Raw genomic sequence first — 1,355 nt, 5'->3', positions numbered from 1 at the left:
AGCCATGGCTGAGGCCAAGGTCGAGGAACTGCTGGACGAGGTCACGGTGCGGCTGCCCAGCGGCGCGGAGCTGCGGGCGCGCGGGACCAGGCGGAAGGTGCGCAGGCGCGCGGCGCTGGTGGCCGCGGCGGTCGCGGTCGTGGCGGGGGCGGCGGTGGTGGCGACGGTGCCCGGGGGCGGGGACCGGGGCCGGGACGTACGCCCCGCGGCCACGCCCACGAAGAACCCGTTCATGGTCGGCGGCGTGGTCCGTCTGCTGCCGCCCGACCGGATGCCGGACCACGAGAAGTGGCGGTGGCTCGGCGGCGAGGAGGAGAGCACCCAGGACCTCCCGCTGCCGAGGGTGGGCGGCAGGGACAGCTGCCCGCGGTCGTACGCGGACGACAGGCGGGCACCCGACCAGATCCAGTACGGCACGGACTACTACAGCGACAAGGGTGCCACCGCCCGCCACCGCATCACGAAGTACGAGAGCGAGGACGTCGCCCGTCACGAAGTGGCACTCCTGCGCGAGGCGCTGACGGAGTGCGGCCTGAAGCCACACGGCACGGCGCCGGACGCCCCCTGGTCCGGAACGACCCGATCCTCCTCACGGCTCAAGGTGAAGATCGAGACCTGGAAGACATGGATCTCGGTGACCGAGGTGGAGGCGGAGGGGGGCGTGTTGCGGAACTTTCCCGCAACACGCCGGTGAGAGTGCCCGTGTTGCGGGACTTTCCCGCAACACGCGACCCATGACCCGCACCCTGGCGGTCACATCGGCAGGGAGTGCAACCTCACGTGGCCCTGGGGCCAGTTCGCGGAGTTGGTCAGTGGTGTCACCATGGTTCGCAGGGGCATCACCACCACGCTGTCACCGGGCTGCTCCACGGCGACGTCGGTGTCGAGCGGGTGCCAGCCGAGGCGCTCGTACAGGGCGACGAGCGGTGGGCGGCAGAAGAGGAGGGCGTGGTCCGGGCCCAGGGTGCGGGCGTGGTCCAGGGCGGCCGCGACGACCCGTCGCGCCAGGCCCTGTCCGCGCACGTCGGGGGCGACGGCGACGCCGCCCACGCCGACGACCTCCGTGGCCGTCCCGTCGACGGAGACGGGCAGCCGCAGGAGGCCGGCGTGTGCCACGAGGCGGCCCTCGTGGCGTATGCCGAAGTGGTCCTCCTTGGGCAGCCAGGTCAGGCCGGCGTCCGCGACGCCGAAGGGGTCCTCGCCGTCGCCCAGGATCTCCCTCTGCTCGGCCTTCGTGTACCGGGTGAGCCGGACGGCGCTCGGCGGTTCGGTGGTGTGATGGGTGTGCGGGGTTTCCATCCCCGCATGATGCTCCAGGCCCGTCCCGCGCCCCGCGCCCGCCCCCAGGCCCGTCC

General features: G+C 73.1%; 2 protein-coding genes. One reads left to right on the top strand and one right to left on the bottom strand.

What is annotated here, in order from left to right; genetic code table 11:
- Positions 1-694 (top strand): hypothetical protein (locus AOK22_RS38810; protein ID WP_157872437.1); only part of this gene is annotated, 694 nt, incomplete at its 5' end.
- Positions 695-753: 59 nt separating this feature from the next.
- On the opposite strand, the gene AOK22_RS38805 is transcribed toward AOK22_RS38810, so the two are convergent.
- Positions 754-1,299, bottom strand: a complete 546-nt coding sequence (locus tag AOK22_RS38805; protein WP_055703318.1) for a GNAT family N-acetyltransferase — start codon at positions 1,297-1,299, stop codon at positions 754-756.
- Between the last annotated feature and the right edge of the window lie 56 nt (positions 1,300-1,355).

This window comes from Streptomyces silaceus (assembly GCF_001419745.1).
In the GTDB taxonomy this organism is placed as follows: domain Bacteria; phylum Actinomycetota; class Actinomycetes; order Streptomycetales; family Streptomycetaceae; genus Streptomyces; species Streptomyces silaceus.
This window is presented reverse-complemented; position numbering and strand designations above follow the sequence as displayed.

Bases quoted from the DNA above. Each gene is read 5' to 3' on its own strand.
- AOK22_RS38805 (WP_055703318.1), bottom strand. From the start codon at position 1,299: ATGGAAACCCCGCACACCCATCACACCACCGAACCGCCGAGCGCCGTC.